This is a genomic window from Cohnella hongkongensis (assembly GCF_042654645.1).
GTDB lineage: Bacteria > Bacillota > Bacilli > Paenibacillales > Paenibacillaceae > Cohnella > Cohnella hongkongensis.
In genome coordinates this window covers 268525-283936 of sequence record NZ_JBHSEP010000002.1, presented here as the reverse complement: position 1 = coordinate 283936, position 15412 = coordinate 268525, and the positions used below count along the sequence as shown (strand labels likewise).

General features: G+C 60.5%; 12 protein-coding genes. 11 read left to right on the top strand and 1 reads right to left on the bottom strand.

The genetic code is table 11. The features are described 5' to 3' along the window. Positions 1–2: 2 nt before the first annotated feature. The 5 genes from ACFO3S_RS04515 to ACFO3S_RS04495 all read left to right on the top strand — a co-directional run bounded on the left by ACFO3S_RS04515 (position 3) and on the right by ACFO3S_RS04495 (position 7013). On the top strand, positions 3–1628 hold the full coding sequence (locus ACFO3S_RS04515) for a response regulator (RefSeq protein WP_378092736.1): 1626 nt from the start codon (positions 3–5) through the stop codon (positions 1626–1628). Positions 1629–1725: 97 nt separating this feature from the next. Further along, entirely contained in the window at positions 1726–3066 is a 1341-nt protein-coding gene (locus tag ACFO3S_RS04510) for an ABC transporter substrate-binding protein (RefSeq protein ID WP_378092734.1), read from the top strand. 140 nt (positions 3067–3206) lie between these two features. Further along, the gene (locus ACFO3S_RS04505) at positions 3207–4100 is read left to right on the top strand and encodes a carbohydrate ABC transporter permease (RefSeq protein ID WP_378092732.1); all 894 of its coding nucleotides are present in this window, start codon (positions 3207–3209) and stop codon (positions 4098–4100) included. Positions 4101–4134: 34 nt separating this feature from the next. Next, on the top strand, positions 4135–4974 hold the full coding sequence (locus tag ACFO3S_RS04500; protein WP_378092730.1) for a carbohydrate ABC transporter permease: 840 nt from the start codon (positions 4135–4137) through the stop codon (positions 4972–4974). After that, complete coding sequence (locus ACFO3S_RS04495; protein ID WP_378092727.1) at positions 4971–7013, top strand: hypothetical protein; 2043 nt, start codon at positions 4971–4973, stop codon at positions 7011–7013. Before ACFO3S_RS04500 ends, ACFO3S_RS04495 begins: the two co-directional genes overlap by 4 nt. A gap of 207 nt (positions 7014–7220) precedes the next feature. On the opposite strand, the gene ACFO3S_RS04490 is transcribed toward ACFO3S_RS04495, so the two are convergent. Then, positions 7221–8366 (bottom strand): virulence factor, encoded by a 1146-nt coding sequence (locus tag ACFO3S_RS04490; RefSeq protein ID WP_378092725.1) that lies wholly within the window; start codon positions 8364–8366, stop codon positions 7221–7223. Positions 8367–8768: 402 nt separating this feature from the next. Here ACFO3S_RS04490 and ACFO3S_RS04485 point away from each other — a divergent pair, with 402 nt between their 5' ends. The 6 genes from ACFO3S_RS04485 to ACFO3S_RS04460 all read left to right on the top strand — a co-directional run bounded on the left by ACFO3S_RS04485 (position 8769) and on the right by ACFO3S_RS04460 (position 15342). Beyond that, positions 8769–9728 (top strand): D-2-hydroxyacid dehydrogenase, encoded by a 960-nt coding sequence (locus ACFO3S_RS04485; protein WP_378092723.1) that lies wholly within the window; start codon positions 8769–8771, stop codon positions 9726–9728. Between the two features lie 90 nt (positions 9729–9818). Then, positions 9819–10790 carry an MBL fold metallo-hydrolase gene (locus ACFO3S_RS04480; RefSeq protein ID WP_378092721.1) on the top strand — a complete coding sequence of 324 codons (972 nt, stop codon included), beginning with the start codon at positions 9819–9821 and terminating at the stop codon, positions 10788–10790. Continuing rightward, the gene (locus tag ACFO3S_RS04475) at positions 10787–12418 is read left to right on the top strand and encodes an ABC-F family ATP-binding cassette domain-containing protein (RefSeq protein WP_378092719.1); all 1632 of its coding nucleotides are present in this window, start codon (positions 10787–10789) and stop codon (positions 12416–12418) included. The genes ACFO3S_RS04480 and ACFO3S_RS04475 overlap by 4 nt, the downstream gene beginning before the upstream one ends. Positions 12419–12562: 144 nt before the next feature. Next, positions 12563–12997 carry an SRPBCC family protein gene (locus tag ACFO3S_RS04470; RefSeq protein ID WP_378092717.1) on the top strand — a complete coding sequence of 145 codons (435 nt, stop codon included), beginning with the start codon at positions 12563–12565 and terminating at the stop codon, positions 12995–12997. A gap of 114 nt (positions 12998–13111) precedes the next feature. After that, positions 13112–13987, top strand: coding sequence for a cation diffusion facilitator family transporter (locus ACFO3S_RS04465; protein WP_378092715.1), 876 nt, complete (start codon positions 13112–13114; stop codon positions 13985–13987). Positions 13988–14355: 368 nt separating this feature from the next. Then, positions 14356–15342: a C40 family peptidase gene (locus ACFO3S_RS04460; protein ID WP_378092712.1), complete on the top strand. Its 987-nt coding sequence runs from the start codon at positions 14356–14358 to the stop codon at positions 15340–15342. The last annotated feature ends 70 nt before the right edge of the window (positions 15343–15412 follow it).

Here is a 15412-nt window from a genome sequence, read left to right as displayed (position 1 = left end):
GGATGTATCGCGTATTGCTGGTCGACGACGAACTGGAGATTCGCACCGGGCTGAAGCTGAAGATCGATTGGCCGGCGCTCGGCTATGCCGTAGAAGGAGAGGCGCAGGACGGGCGCGAGGCGCTGGCGCTCCTGGAGGCGGGGCGCTACGATCTGATTCTGACCGACATTCGCATGCCCGTCATGAGCGGCCTGGAGCTGCTGAAGCAGTGCGCGGAAAACTATCCGCAGACCAAAGCGGTCGTATTGTCGGGGTACGACGATTTCCATTTCGTCAAGGCGGCGCTCCAGTGCGGAGCGAAGGACTATTTGCTTAAGCCCGTCGTGAGAAGCGAGCTGACGTCGCTGCTCGTCAGGCTTCGCGAGGAGATGGAGGACGAGCGGGCGGCGCTCGCTTCCGAGGACTCGGTCCGGCTCGCGCTGTCCGAAAGCCGTTCGGTTTTGCGGGAGCAGCTGCTGCTGGAGTGGATCGGCAACGACGACGAGAGTCGCGTTCCCGCGCTGAAGAACGAAACGAAACGACTTGCGATGGACGGCTGGCTGAACGACGGGACTGTCCTGCAGATCGTCAGCGCGGAGTATCGTCTCCCGGAAGGGAGGCTGGGCGGACGGGTCGAAGGGAGCGGCTTGTTCCGCCTCGCCTTCCGCATGCTCTGCCGCGAGACGCTGGAGGCGTTCGAATGGTCCGATTCGGCGTTCGCGTTCTGTCACCGCGGCTATTCTCAGATGGCGCATGCGATCGTCTCCTCCCCGGACGAGGAGGAGGCGGGCCGTCGCATGGAGGCGCTGGGCAGGCTGCTGCAGGTCAACGTGAACCGTTATCTGAAGGTCGAAGCCGTCATCGGAGTGGGCGAGGCTTTTCGGGGAACGGCCGGACTGCGCCAAGGGTTTCTGTCGGCGCTGCTGGCCTGGAGCGAAAGCCGTCCCGGAGCCGTCTCCCAGATCGTAACCGCCGGAGCGGGGCGCGAGGATCGCGGAGACTGGCTCCCCGAAGCGGAGAAAAGGCTCGTCTCGGCGCTGGACAACGCCGATGCCGAAGCGTTCGCGAGCACGGTAGAAGTGGTGATCGCGGCGGGCGGCCATCCGATGCGGGACGTCGTGTTCTTCGTTCTGCGCGTCGTTCTGCTCGCCGATCAGGTTGCCCGCCGCCACCGCCTCGTTATTCCGGAGGCCAAGGAATGGCTGCTTCCGGACGCGGCTTGGCGCCACGGAACCGGCGCGGAGGCGATCTCCTATCTGAACGGGATCGCCGCCCGCGTCATCGAAGGCATTCGCGCCTCGCGCACGACCGGCGGCGCGTCGGCGGTCGAAGCCGTGCGCGATTATATCGATCGCTCGTACATGAACGAGATCGGCCTGACGCAGCTTGCCGACCGCTTTCACCTTAACCCGACTTACTTGTCGGAGCTGTTCAAGAAAACGACCGGCTCGACGTTCAGCGATTATGTGACACAGGTGCGGCTCGGCAAGGCGGCCGAGCTGCTCGCCGATCCGCAGATGCGTCTGGCCGACATCGCGGAGCTGGTCGGGTTCGCCAACGCGAGTTACCTGAGCAGCGTGTTCAAGAAGCATTACGGCGTCAGCCCGAACGAATACCGCCAGCATATCGCTATCCCTGCGGACCGATGATTTTATACGCCGACATCCGAAGCGGACGAATTCCGCCGCCGCCCTGCCGGATGCTAGCCTGTAGATGCAGCACAAATAACCGAAGGGTGAGGGTCCAATGAGAAAAAGTACGCTCCTGCTTCTATCCGTCATGCTGGCATTCGGGCTGGCCGCCTGTTCCTCGAATTCGGGTTCTTCGGGTTCCCCGAGCGCTCCCGCGGATTCGGACGCAGCGTCGAACGCTCCGGGAGACGAGAAGGTCGCGCTCACGTTCTGGAGGCACGACTACGCCCCGGAAGCGGCCGCGTTCGACAAGCTGATCGCTTCGTTCGAGGAGGCGCACCCGAACATCAAAATCGACTTCCAGATGATCCCGAACGACCAGTACGAGACGAAGATCCGCACGGCACTCGCCGGCGGCAACCCGCCCGACATCATGGCGCTGGACGCGCCGACGCTGGCTTCCTACGCCAATTCGGGGGCGATTATCCCGCTCGAGGATTATTTCGCCAAAGACGGCAATAAGGACGACCTGCTGAAGCCGGTCATCGAAGGCCTGACCTTCGATGGAAAAATGTACGCGGCGCCCAACAACGAAGGCACGATCGTCATGTTCTACAACAAGAAAATGTTCGAGGAGAAGGGCATTCCGCTTCCTTCCAAGAACGTCGACGAGGCGTGGACTTGGGACCAGGTGCTGGACGCCGCCCGCAAGCTGAACGACCCGGCCAGGGGAGTCTACGGCTGGAACCCGACGCCATGGGGCTTCGTCGGTCACGAGGGCGCGCCTTATTCGGAGATGGCGTTCCTCTGGCAGGCCGGCGCAGAGATTCTGAGTCCGGACGGCACGACGGCGAAGGGGTATCTGGATTCTCCCGAGGCGAAGAGGGCGATGGAATTCTGGAAGGCGCTGTTCAACACGGAGAAGGTATCGCCGAAGGAGCTGCCGCAGGACGCCTTCTGGAGCGGCAAGGTCGCGATCCACGTCGACGGTCCGTTCGCTTTCTCCTATCAGGAACAAAATTTTCCGGACTTCAAGCTGGGCGAGGATTACGACGTGGCTCCTCTGTGGAAGGACCAGCGCATGATCGGCACGACAGGAAGCTGGGGCATGGCGATCACGTCCAAGTCCGAGCATCCGGACGAGGCCTGGAAGTTTGTAAATTGGGTGACCGGAGTCGAGGGGGCGAAGGTATGGTATCAGGAAACGAAAAACTTGCCCGCCCGCCAATCGACGTTCGACGCGTTCGCCGAGCTGAACGAATACCCGATGAATATTTATGCTGAGCAGCTGTCCAAGTATGGGCATCCCCGTCCGGTTACGCCGGCCTATCCGGCGATCAGCGAGGCGATCCGCCTGCTGTTCGAGGACGTTGGTCTCGGCAACGGCGACGTCGACGAAGCGCTGGCCCGCGCCGTCAAGAAGGTCGAGGACGGCCTGGCGATGCATAGGCAGTAACCGGACGCGGTCCGGGGAGCCGGCGCCGCCCCGAAAATTCATATCGGCTAAAGGCAGGGGGAGTAGGGTCTCCAACATCCTTACTCCCCTTTGCCGTTCCGCCGAACGGTGGTCATCGCATCATGAAGGAGGGATCGAAGATGAGAAAGTCGGGATTCGCCGCGTACGACAAGCAAGAGTCTCGCGCGGCTCTGCTCTTTATCGTGCCGGCGTTCGTTCTGCTGGCCGTGTTTATTTTCTATCCGATGTTCCGGGCGCTGCTTATCAGCTTCCAGAACTTTAACCTGATTTCGGCGCAATCTTCATTCGCGGGCTGGTCCAACTACGTCAAGCTTTTCTCGGACGGAGACTTCGGCGCAAGCCTGCGGCATTCTTTTTATTTCACCCTGGTCGTGCTGCCGGTGCAGACGGCCGTCTCGCTGGGGCTCGCTCTGCTTGTGCAGCGCAAATCCCGGGGAATCGGCTTGTTCCGCACCGTCTATTTTCTGCCCGTCGTCGTCTCCTTCGCGATCGCGTCCACAATATTCCGTCTGATCTATAACAAGGATTACGGAATGCTGAACGTTATCCTGAAGGGACTCGGCTTGCCTGCGCTGGACTTTCTGTCCAATCCGGACATCTCGATGCTCGGCGTTATCGTCCTGTGCATCTGGAGGGCGATGGGCTTCGTCATGGTCATTTTCCTGGCGGGGCTGAACAACATTCCCGAATCGCTGTACGAGGCGGCGCACGTGGACGGAGCCGGAGCGGCGCAAAGATTTTTCCGCATCACCCTGCCGCTGCTGCAACGAACGATGGCGTTCGTGGTTATCATTACGACGATGGACGCGCTGAAGATTTTCATTCCGATTTATATTACGACAAGCGGCGGGCCGGCCGGCTCGACGAGCACCGTCGTTCATTTCATCTACGAGACGGCGTTTAAACAGATGAATATGGGCTACGCCGCAGCGGCCGCTTTCCTGTTCTTCTTTCTCGTGCTGCTGATCTCTGTCGCGCAGCTCAGACTGTTCCGAACGGACGTCGAATATTAACGCCGGCATCCGGCAAAGCAGGGAGGTTATCCGAATGAAGAGGACCGTACTCGTCTCCGCGAGACTGGCCGTGCTGATTGCGATCGCGGTCGTCGCTCTGTTCCCCATCTACTGGATGGTGATGAGCTCGTTCCGCACGCACGAAGAGATTTTCAAATATGCGACGTTAAGTCCCGAGCTGTTCCTGCCCGTCGAGTGGACGCTGCAGAACTACAGGGACATTTTCCTGGATCCGAGCAAGCCCTTTGGCAGATACATGCTGAATACGCTGCTGGTGGCCGGCGTCGTGACGACGCTGGGGTTGGCCGTGAACGCGATGTCCGCCTTCGCCTTCGCGAAGCTGAGTTTCCCGTTCAAGAAGCTGCTGTTGACGATTTTCTTGTCGTCGCTCGTCATACCGTACGAAGTCATCATGGTCCCGCAATATTTGCTGATGCGCGATCTGAATTGGATCAACTCGTACGCGGCTCTGATCGTCCCGCAGATCGTATGGGTGTTCGGCATCTTCATGCTGATCCAGTTTTTCTCCGACATTCCTCGGGACATTCTGGAAGCCGCGCGGATAGACGGAGCGGGCTGGACGCGAATTTTCGCCAAAATTGTGCTGCCGACGGCCGTTCCGGCGCTCATTACGCTGGGCTTGATGACGTTCCTGAACCAGTGGGACTCCTTTCTCTGGCCGCTGGTCGTCATTAACGAGGACAAGAAGCAGGTTATTCAGGTGGCGATCTCCTCGTTCCAGTCTCTGCGCAACATCTCGTGGGGGAAAATTTTGGCGGCGACGACGATCAGCTCGGTGCCGATTCTCGTCGTGTTCCTGTTTCTGCAAAAATATTACGTGCAGGGCATTACGATGTCCGGAGTAAAGGGGTGAGCTTGATGCTTCCGATCGGATTAAGCGAGAAAATCGGGCTTCGCTGGCATATGGACGGGCAGTGGAGAGAGATCTCTCCGAGAGTCGCCCGTTACGAGGGGAGCGGAGCGGTCTGGGCGGCGGACGCCGGCGGAGCCGAGATCGAGGTGACGCTGGCGTGGGAACGAGACGGCGAGCCGGACGCTCGAAGGGTGGCCGCCGTCGAAGTGACGATCGCTCCGCCGTCAGGCAGGGAAGGCGTCTTGTCGTTCTCCGGCGCTCAGGTGATCTTCGTTAACGAGTCGGGGATGGCGTGCGTCTGGAAGCCTCACCTGGCGCCGCTGGAAGGAATGATCGTCGGGGACAAGGCGTTTCGTTCCCCGGCGATCGTGTTCGAGGACGAGCGGAGGATGACCGCGCTCGTGCCCGATCTGACCGACATCGCGGCCGGAAGGAAGGTTCCCCGCGTGATGGATTATACGCTGGAGGATCGCTGCCTGATGTACGGGCTGTGCGAATATGAAGAGACGGGACATGTGTATCACGAGCTGACGCCTCGAAGGATCGAGCATGCCGGCAAGCTCTCCTTCCGCTTCTATCTGGTCGAGTGGGCAAAAACGGCCGGGCAGCGGCAACGGGATTTTCGCGGGGTCGAGCGGTTTCTGTGGGAGCGGTTCGGGAGCGAAAATATGCCGGTGGCGGGCAGCGGGGAGCTGCCGCGGTCGCTGGAGCGCTATGCGGATTACGCCTACGGCTGGGCGCTGGACCGATGGCGGGAAGTCGCCTGGCAGCAGTTCCGCATGCCGGACGGCACGGAGGTCGGCGGCGTCGTCTTCATCGTCTGCGCGCGCCAGAAGCCGGGAAAGGGCCGCGAAGAGGAGTGGCGCGAGCCGAAGAGTCTGTGGAACCAGGCCTGGTTCTGCGGCCTGCGCTCCGCGTACGGCTATGCGCTCCGCGGCCGGGAGACCGGTCGGGCGGATTGGGTGGAGAAGGCCGAGCTGGCGCTGAACTTCGCGCTATCGGCGCCGCAGACGAACGGGCTTTTCCCGGGGTACTACCAGGCGGGCGAGGACGGGCGCTGGGAGACGGGGCGCTGGTATATGTCCGGTCCTCGCCGTCCCGCCGGACACGAGGCCCATGTCCACCTGCTGGACGCCTCCTGGACGTGCTGGTGGCTGTTGAAGTGGCACCGCGACGTTCGCGAGGACGAGCGGATTCTGACGTTCGTCCTCCGATATGCGGAGAGGCTCCTGGAGCTGCAAGGAGAAGACGGCGCATTCCCGGCCTGGGTCAAAGCGGACGGATCCGGCGTGTCTCCATACTTGACCGAGAGTCCGGAGACATCGGCGCACGTCATGCTGCTCGGCTTGCTGCACCGGCTTCGGCCGGACGGCCGATACTTGACGGCGGCTCTCCGCGCGGCCGGCTTCGTAGCGAGGCGGATCGTGCCGGAAGGGCGCTGGGAGGACTTCGAGACGTACTGGTCGTGCTCCAAGCAGTGGGAGGGCAAGCAGTACGGAGAGAGGGACGTCCGCAGCGGCTTGTACAATCAATGCAGCTTCGGCATCTACTGGACGGCCGAGGCGTTCAAGGAAGCGTACGAGCTGACCGGGGACGAGGAATGGCTGGACCTGGGCGAGCAGACGCTTGCCGAGGCGTCGTTGTATCAGCAAATCTGGCAGGCGCCGTTCTTCCCGGTGCCGACGGTCGGCGGATTTGGCGTGATGACGAGCGATGACGAATGGAACGACGCGCGGCAGAGCTTGTTCGCTTTAACCTATCTGAACTATTACCGGCTGACCGGCAAGACGAGCTATCTGGCTCGCGCCGAGTGGGCGATGCGGGCTTCGTTCTATATGATGTACTGTCCCGAGAACGCCAAGGCGAAGGAAATCTACGAACGCGTTCACCCGCATTTCGACGAGCGGGATTACGGGTTTCATATGGAGAATTTCAATCATCACGACGGGACGCCGGTCGACGGGCTCGGGGAGTTTACGATCTTCGACTGGGGCTGCGGAGCCGCTGCGACTTCTCTGGCGGAGTTCAGGCGGAGATAAAAAAAGGGGGCTTGCGGCAACCGGGCCGCAAGCCTCAAGTGTTATATATTTCAAAGGGGGGTCATGTATTTATCTTAACCGCGAAACATGAACGGAGCATGAAAATAACATTACGTTCATGTTACAAAATATTGCGGTACCGTAAACGAGCGCGAACGCCGCCGGGCACAGCCGGGTTCGCCGGCCGGTGCTTTCTCTCCCGGCAAGTTACTCGCCGCTGCGCTCTTGCTCGCGCATTCGCGTCATCTGCTGCCAGACGGAGCCGGCGGCTTCTTCGCCCCGTTCGATGCGAGCCACCGCCATCTCGGCTTGCAGGCGCACCTCGAATTCCGACTCGGCGGCCGTCGCTCGCCGAAGCGCCTCCAGCGCCGTCTCGTCGCCGGCCTCGTACAGAAATCTTGCCGCCCGCCAGCGAACGAGCTTGTTAGAGTCCTCCAGCGCTTCGATCATCGGCGCGATCGCCACCGGGTCGCCGATATCGGACAGCGTGTCGCCCGCCGTCCGGCGAACGGAGCCTGAGGAGTCCTTTAGCGCTTCGAACAGAAGCGGGAACGCCTCCGGCGTGCGCAGGTCGCCGAGATAGACGACCGCCAGCCGCCGCACCGACATCTGGCTGTCCCGAAGGGCGCGAGCGACGACCGGCAGATCTTCGGGCGTCGGCTTCAGCCGCTCCAGCGCCGCGTAGCGCTCGCGCCAGTCCTGCGACTCGAGCGCCTTCATCACTTCCTCGCCGTTGAGCGGTGCGGGCGGCTTCGGCGGGGGCGCTTCCGGTCCGGCCGCCCGGGCTTGCTCGATCAAGTCGCGCAGCCGCGCATCGGGGTACGCCGCGTCCAGCTCCCGGCTCACCTCCTCCAGCACTTCCTGCGGCTCGCCGTAACGAACGCCCAGATCCTCGAGCATGCGCTCGCGGATCATCGTCGCGCCGGCCGCCTCCGTCACCGCGGCAGCAAACCGCTCCGGCATCGCGGCCCGGAACTCCTGGCCTCCGCTGCGCACCCGGAGCTGAATCGGGATGCCGCGGTACAGCTGTACGCGGACATGGGCTTCGCCGAAGCCGGCCGCGTCGGCTGCTCCCGACAGCGAACCGTCGGCCGCGACGCCGAAAGCGGCCTTCACGCCGTCCAGAATCGCCGCCCAATCCGCATTCGCCCCCTTGCGGTCGACCGCCAGAAAATCCGCCGTCTGAAACACGCTCTTCACCCCTGGAATGTCCAGCAGCTTGGCGATCAGAGGCGGCGGGGCCGTTTTGGAATCGCGGTTATAATTCAATTGAACGCCGGGATCGAGCCGAACATCCACGTTAAGCTTCATCGTATTCGGACTCGGGGTCGGCTCGATGGACAACAGTTTCATGGAATACCCCTCGCTTTCCTTAAGTCTATCTCCACAATACCTCAAACGCGCGCAAAATGCCAAAAGCGGCGGCGGCCCCGGATCGCTACAGCTGTCCGGTCGTCCCATGCACAGCCAAGCTGGCCGAAGCGACGAAATACCGTAAAGATGGGCTTGCCGATACTTGCCGATCCATTGTTTGCCGCGGGTTAACCTCTTCTTCATGCAGCCGTTCTTCATGTAGCCGTTCTTCGTGCAGCTGCTCTTCGCGCAGTTGTCCTTCGCGCGGCTGCCCATTGCAGCCGTTAAAAACTCGCTGTTCTTCAATCATGATATAATAGGCGCAACGAAGCGAGGGCGCTAGTCCGAGGCGGGCGGAACGCCGCGAGTAGCGCCCTGCCGCACGATGAAGGGGGTATAAGCATGAAGATCGTCGTATTGGACGGGTATTTGCTTAATCCGGGGGATTTAAGCTGGTCGGAGCTGCAATGTCGGGGAGAGGTCGTCGTTTATGACCGAACGCCGCCCGAACGGATCGCGGAAAGAGCCGAAGGCGCCGAGATCGTGCTGACGAACAAGACGCCGCTGGGAGAGAGCGAGATCGAACGGCTGCCGAAGCTGAAGTATATCGGCGTCATCGCCACCGGATACGACAACGTTGACGTTCGTGCCGCGAGCAGCCGGGGGATTGTCGTAACGAACGTTCCTGCTTACAGCTCGGCTTCCGTCGCGCAGCTCGTGTTCGCGCTGCTGCTGGAGCTGTGCCATCGGACGGGCCTGCACAGCGAGGCCGTCCATGGAGGCGAGTGGTCGAGATCGGCCGACTTCAGCTTCTGGCGGACGCCGCTTGTCGAATTGGAAGGGCGGACGATGGGCGTCGTCGGATTGGGAGATATCGGCCGGCGGGTGGCGAAGCTGGCTTCGGCGTTCGGTATGAGCGTGTTGGCGGCTTCACGGACGAGAAAGGAGCTGCCGCCCGAGCTGGCGGGCGTCGAGCAGGTCGGATTGGAGGAGGCGTTCGCCCGCGCGGACATCCTCAGCCTGCACTGCCCGTTAACCGAAGCGACCAGGGGCATGATCAATCGGAAGAGCCTGAGCGCGATGAAAAGCTCGGCGTTCCTCATTAATACGGGAAGGGGCGGCCTCGTTGCCGAGGAAGAGCTGGCCGAAGCTCTGCGCGCCGGAACGATAGCGGGAGCGGCGCTCGACGTCCTGTCCCAGGAGCCGCCGCCGGCCGATCATCCGCTGCTTGGCGCGCCCAATTGCATCATTACGCCGCATATCGGCTGGGCCACGCGCGAAGCGAGGTCGGCTCTCATGCGCGGCATCGTGCGCAACGTCGACCGTTATTTGGCCGGCGAGCCTGAGAATATTGTGAAATAGGTCGAACCGATTTCATTTTTTCCCTCCGCCCTTGGTACATTGCGGCGATTCCTGCTATAGTATACATGAGCATATCATCGGAGGGATTACATGCTTAGAAGACGCTTCGGCAACTTGGATTCCGTCGGTGCGGGCAAAGCATCGCTGGATCAATTCGACCGTTGGCGTGAGAATCGGATTCGTAAACTGCGCGACAAGAAGGGATACGAGAGGTGCGTCCCCAGCGTGGAGCCGGACCTGAGGTTTCTACAGCATAATCGGCGCGAGCCGTCGGTGACCTGGATCGGCCACTCGACCTTCCTGATTCAGATGGCGGGATTGAATATTGTGACCGATCCCGTATGGGCACGCAGAATGGCGTTCCAGAAGAGGCTGGCTCCGCCCGGCATCGAATTGCCGGACATGCCTTCCGTAGACGTCGTGCTGATCTCTCACGCTCACTACGATCATCTGCACGTTTCCTCGCTCAGAAGGCTGAGAGGGCCGAAAAAAATGATCGTGCCGGCCGGCCTGCGCAGGAAACTTCTGATGAAAGGTTTTTTGCAAGCCCAGGAGCTGCATTGGTGGGAGGATACAGCCTTCCACGGAGTGAAGTTCACGTTCGTTCCCGCCCAGCATTGGACCCGCCGCAATCCCTGGGATATGAATACGTCCCATTGGGGAGGATGGGTGCTGGAGATCGATCACGGCCCGACGATCTATTTCGCCGGGGACAGCGGGTATTTCCGCGGCTTCAGCGAGATCGGACGGAAGTTCGACATCGATATCGCGCTGCTGCCGATCGGAGCTTACGATCCCGAATGGTTCATGTCTTCGCAGCACGTGAGCCCGGAAGAAGCGCTGCAGGCGTTCCTGGATCTGAAGGCGAAGTACTTCGTGCCGATGCATTACGGCGCGTTCAAGCTCTCGGACGACACGCCGGAGGAGGCGCTGCGGCGTTTGGAGGAAGAGCGGGCCAGGCGCGAGATTCCGCGGGAGCGGCTGCTGCTGCTGCATCACGGCGAGACGCTGCGATTCGAAAGCATAAATCCAGAACAAGAAAAGGATGGATCAGACTCATGATTACCGTATCCGGCGTTAGCCTGCGTTTCGGCAAGCGCCCCCTGTTCGAAGACGTCAATATCAAATTCACCCCGGGCAACTGCTACGGCCTGATCGGAGCGAACGGAGCGGGCAAGTCCACGTTCCTCAAGATTCTGTCCGGAGAAGTCGAGCCTTCCTCGGGCGAGGTGCATATCACCCCGGGCGAGCGTCTGGCCGTTCTCAAGCAAAACCACTTCGAGTACGACGAGTTCAACGTGCTGGAAACGGTGATCATGGGCCATGAGCGCCTGTATAAGGTCATGAAAGAGAAAGACGCTATTTATATGAAGGAAGACTTCTCCGACGAGGACGGAATGCGGGCGGGGGAGCTCGAGGCCGAGTTCGCGGAGATGAACGGCTGGGAGGCGGAGAGCGAAGCGGCCGGCATGCTGAACGGTCTCGGCATCACGACCGATCTGCACGACAAGAAGATGGCGGAGCTGAGCGGCAACGAGAAGGTGCGCGTCCTGCTGGCGCAGGCGCTGTTCGGGAGCCCGAACATTCTGCTGCTTGACGAACCTACCAACCACTTGGATCTGGAGTCGATCAATTGGCTGGAAGATTTCCTTTCCCGATACGAGGGCACCGTTATCGTCGTATCCCACGACCGGCATTTTCTGAACCAGGTATGTACGCACATCGCGGACATCGACTTCGGCAAAATCCAGCTGTACGTCGGCAACTACGACTTCTGGTACGAATCCAGCCAATTGGCGCTGAAGCTCGTTCGCGACCAGAACAAGAAGAAGGAAGACAAGATCAAGGAGCTGCAGGAATTTATCCAGCGCTTCTCGGCGAACAAGTCCAAGGCGAAGCAGGCGACGAGCCGCCGCAAGCTGCTGGACAAGATCTCGCTCGAGGACATCCGTCCGTCGAACCGGAAGTATCCGTTCATCAACTTCAAGCCGGAGCGCGAGGTCGGCAAGCAGGTCGTGACGGTCGAGAACCTGACCGCTTCCCTCGAAGGCGAGAAGGTGCTGAACAACGTCAACATCGTCGTCAACAAAGGCGACAAAATCGCGCTCGTCGGCCCTTACGGCCACGCGAAGACGCTGCTGTTCCAAATTCTCGTCGGAGAGAAGGAGCCGGACGAAGGCACGGTGACCTGGGGCGTTACGGCGGCGAAGGCTTATTTTCCGAAGGAGAACTCGGAGTATTTCGACGGCGTGGACCTGAACCTGGTCGATTGGCTGCGCCAGTACACGAAGGACCCCGACGAATCGTTTATTCGCGGCTTCCTCGGCCGGATGCTGTTCTCGGGCGACGAAGCGCTTAAGAAGGCATCGGTGCTGTCCGGGGGCGAGAAGGTTCGCTGCATGCTGTCCCGGATGATGCTGACGAACGGCAACGTGCTGCTGCTCGACGAGCCGACGAACCACTTGGACCTCGAATCCATCACGGCGCTCAACAACGGGCTGATCGACTTCGACGGGCCGATCATTTTCACCTCTCACGACCATCAGTTCGTGCAGACGATCGCCAACCGGATCATCGAGATTACGCCGAACGGCGTCATCGACCGCCTGATGACTTTCGATGAATACTTGGAGCATCCGGAAGTCCAGGAGCTTCGCGCCAAGCTGATTCCGGAGGAAGACAGAAAATAATCCGAAGACGCTTGCCGGTTAGCCGGCAGGCGTTTTTTCTACGCCCAGCATGGAAATAACGCAATCCAAGAGAAACGCTGTACGTCGTAATCGCTTATCCTGTTCCTGTTACATTCGATATCGTTTAATAAGGGAGGTACGCCAATGGCGAGCATCGAGCACTTGCAGAAGATCAAAGCGTCTGCGCATCAAGTTTATGAAGCCTTGACGACCGGAGAAGGACTCTCGGAAGTGTGGACGAAGGAGCTTAAGGTGGAGGCGGCCGTCGGCGCCATCCAAGAATTTCATTTTGGCGCTAACGATTGCGCCAGGATGAAAGTCGTCAATCTGGTCCCAGGCCGAAGGATCGAGTGGGAGTGCGTGGACGCCAACGCTGAACCGGAGTGGATCGGGACGACGATCACGTTCGAATTAAGAGAGTCCGGCGGAGGGACCGTCATCGACTTCAGCCATGCGAAGTGGAAGGAAGCAACGGAATGTTATCGTTATTGCAACTACAATTGGGCCATGTTTTTGCTCAGCTTGAAGCAGTATTGCGAAACCGGAAAAGGCACGCCCTATCAGGAAAGAACTTTGTAAAACGGCCGATTCTCTCGCGGTTGTTCTCTAGACGCGGGGAGGTTTCAACCCGCGAGACAAGGGGAACACTGTTGCGATGAAAGGAAAAGATTGTCCGATGCAGGAGGGGCGGAGGTGGACGTATACGGCGACATTCGCAAAGGCGAGACAGGGGCGTGGGTCAGCATTGCGGCCTATCTCGTGCTGTCGGCCTTGAAGCTGGCGGCGGGCTGGCTGTTCCGCTCCGAGGCGCTGACGGCCGACGGATTCAACAACGTGACCGACATCGTCGCATCCATCGCCGTGCTGATCGGCCTTCGCATCTCCCGGCGGCCTCCGGACGCCAACCACCCGTACGGCCATCTGAGGGCGGAGACGATCGCGGCTCTGATCGCCTCGTTCATTATGGCGACGGTCGGTCTGCAGGTCGGTCAGGCAGCGGTCCTCAAGCTGTGGCGCGGTCAATTCGAGGTGCCCGATTGGAACGCGGGCTGGGTGGCGCTGGCTGCGGCGGCGGTGATGCTGGGGGTGTACGGGTATAACGCCCGGCTGGCGAAGCGCATTCGCAGCCAGGCGCTGATGGCGGCGGCCAAGGACAATCTCTCGGACGCGCTCGTCAGCGTCGGAGCCGCTGCAGGCATATTCGGGGCGGCGCTCGGGATCGCCTGGCTGGACGCCGTCGCCGCAATCGCCGTGGCGCTGTTGATTATGCGGACGGCCTGGGCGATTTTCTGGTCGGCGACGCACGACTTGACCGACGGCTTCGATGCCAAGCAGCTAAGAACGCTAAGAGGCGTCGTCGAGCGGACGGAAGGCGTTCGCGGCATTAAGGATATCCGGGCCCGCATTCACGGCAGCACCGTTCTCGTCGACGTCATCGTGACGGTCGACCCGACGCTGTCGGTCGTCGACAGTCATCGGATCAGCGATACGGTCGAGCAGCGGTTACGGCGCAAGCACGACATCCTGAACGTCCACGTGCACGTAGAGCCGGAGGAGAGCCCGGATTGACCGGGGGTTTCTCGCGAATTGCCGGGATAATTTCCCGGTTTTCTCCGGGACTATCGGATCGGTCCTTCCTTTTTATTCCTCCTTAAGCCGCATTTTTAAGCGGAGAAGCCGCCCTCGGGCGGCTTTGTTTCGTTTTGTGACAGGTTGGAGGCCTAAATATATTGGTAATTTTATGAAATCGGGCCGAACGGTTTCCATGGCCCAAGCGCATTTGCGGTCCTCAGGCCCATGGCGGTCTGAATCGGTCTGCCCATTCGAGGTCCCATTTGCTGGGCGTATGGGCCGATGGAAGGCTTTGGGCGCACCTCTATAATGAAGCGAGTAGGGGCCAATTCGCCCCTAACGCCGATTCTCGAGGAGGACTGCATGTGAAATTCAAGCGAACGTTGATGAGTCTCTTGGCGGCGATGACGGTGTGGGGAGCTTATCCCTATTCCGAGGCAGGCGCGGCGACAGTCACGACGGGCACGATCCAGTACGGGGTTAACTTCCGGCCGACGCCGAGCACCTCTTCGTCTGTCATCCGCATGATTGGCAAAGGCGAGGAAGTGGTCGTGCTTAACCGGCACAACAGCGCGTGGTACAGGGTGCAAGACGTATTCGGCACGATCGGATACATATCCACGGACAGCAAATATTTGAAAATGAACGCGCCCGTTCAGGCGCCCTCCGCCGCGAACGCGAGCATTGTATCGAGCGTCTCCCTCCGTACCGGACCTTCGACCGGAGCTTCCCGTATCCGGTATTTATCGAAAGGAGAGCAGGTGACGGTAAAGGGACAGCATAACGCCTATTGGTACGAGGTGACGGATTCGAGAGGGCAGACCGGCTATGTGAGCACGAACGCGAAATATATTCAGGTGACGGGACCGGTCGGCGGACCTTCGCAGCCGGTTCCGCCTTCGAACGGCGCCGGCCAGCAGATCGAATCGGTAATCGCGGCCGGGATGAAATATTTGGGCACGCCTTACGAATTCGGCTCCAGCCGGAGCAACACGAGCACGTTCGACTGCTCGGACCTCGTGCGCCAGATGTTCAAGGATGCGCTGGGCATCGTTCTTCCGGCCGACTCGCGCGGACAAGGGGATTACGTGCGGGACAAGAGCTCGGTGACGACGAACTGGCGCCATCTCAAGCGCGGCGATTTGATGTTCTTTATGGACTACAAAGGGACAAGCTCGTCGCGCTATTCGGGGAAAAGTCCGTTCTCTACCCGGATCAGCCATGTGGCGATCTATCTGGGAGACGGTAAAGTTCTGCACACGTACTCGAAGGAGTCCGGCGGCGTCCGGACGGACAGCATCGCCGGCAAGCACTGGGAGCACCGCTTCCTCTTCGGCGGCAGCGCTCTGTAAATCAGGTCGCCAAAGGGCTGTCTCAACGGATAAGAAAGGGGAGAGGCTTCGTTAGGCTCTCCTAGTAACA

Excerpts from the sequence above, each read along its gene's own strand:
- ACFO3S_RS04515 (WP_378092736.1), top strand. The coding sequence starts at position 3 with ATGTATCGCGTATTGCTGGTCGACGACGAACTGGAGATTCGCACCGGG.
- ACFO3S_RS04510 (WP_378092734.1), top strand. The coding sequence starts at position 1,726 with ATGAGAAAAAGTACGCTCCTGCTTCTATCCGTCATGCTGGCATTCGGG.
- ACFO3S_RS04505 (WP_378092732.1), top strand. The coding sequence starts at position 3,207 with ATGAGAAAGTCGGGATTCGCCGCGTACGACAAGCAAGAGTCTCGCGCG.
- ACFO3S_RS04500 (WP_378092730.1), top strand. The coding sequence starts at position 4,135 with ATGAAGAGGACCGTACTCGTCTCCGCGAGACTGGCCGTGCTGATTGCG.
- ACFO3S_RS04490 (WP_378092725.1), bottom strand. The coding sequence starts at position 8,366 with ATGAAACTGTTGTCCATCGAGCCGACCCCGAGTCCGAATACGATGAAG.
- ACFO3S_RS04485 (WP_378092723.1), top strand. The coding sequence starts at position 8,769 with ATGAAGATCGTCGTATTGGACGGGTATTTGCTTAATCCGGGGGATTTA.
- ACFO3S_RS04480 (WP_378092721.1), top strand. The coding sequence starts at position 9,819 with ATGCTTAGAAGACGCTTCGGCAACTTGGATTCCGTCGGTGCGGGCAAA.
- ACFO3S_RS04475 (WP_378092719.1), top strand. The coding sequence starts at position 10,787 with ATGATTACCGTATCCGGCGTTAGCCTGCGTTTCGGCAAGCGCCCCCTG.
- ACFO3S_RS04470 (WP_378092717.1), top strand. The coding sequence starts at position 12,563 with ATGGCGAGCATCGAGCACTTGCAGAAGATCAAAGCGTCTGCGCATCAA.